General features: G+C 53.1%; 1 protein-coding gene. It reads left to right on the top strand.

Annotation, left to right across the window (positions count from 1 at the left end; all coding sequences use genetic code 11):
• Nucleotides 1-557 (top strand): MsnO8 family LLM class oxidoreductase (locus ACWHAR_RS30650; RefSeq protein WP_452088881.1); only part of this gene is annotated, 557 nt, incomplete at both ends.

Genomic DNA, 557 nt, shown 5'->3' with positions numbered 1-557 from the left:
CACCTGTTTCTAAAGGAGAAAGCCCTGTGACAACTCTCCAGCATTCGGTTGAGCTTGCCCAATTAAGCGAAGAGTGGGGCTATAAGCGTTATTGGTTTGCCGAGCATCACAGCACGAAAGGACTGGCAAGCACAGCGCCTGAAATCATGATCGCCCGCATCGCAGCACAGACAAACACTATTCGTGTCGGATCAGGCGGCGTGCTTCTGCCCCAATACAGCCCATTTAAAGTGGCTGAAACCTTTCGCCAGCTTGAAGCCCTGTATCCAAACCGGATTGACCTCGGCGTCGGCCGTTCCCCCGGCGGCACGACAAAAACCAGGATTGCGTTAACGGACGGGGTGAAAAAAAGCTTAACCGAATTTAACAGACAGCTGCAGGATGTCTCTTATTTTCTAACAGATTCCCTTCCTCCCGACCATCCGTATGCCGGAATCAAAGCGGCGCCCCTTATTGGCACGGCACCCGAGCTATGGGTGCTTGGTCTTGGTGAAAACAGCGCAAGACGCGCGGCGCACCAGGGGATTGGATATGTGTTTGGGCATTTCATTAATCCC

Source organism: Bacillus sp. LR--39 (genome assembly GCF_053613335.1).
Note: the sequence above shows the minus strand (reverse complement) of the source record. Positions and strands in the feature narration are given on the sequence as shown.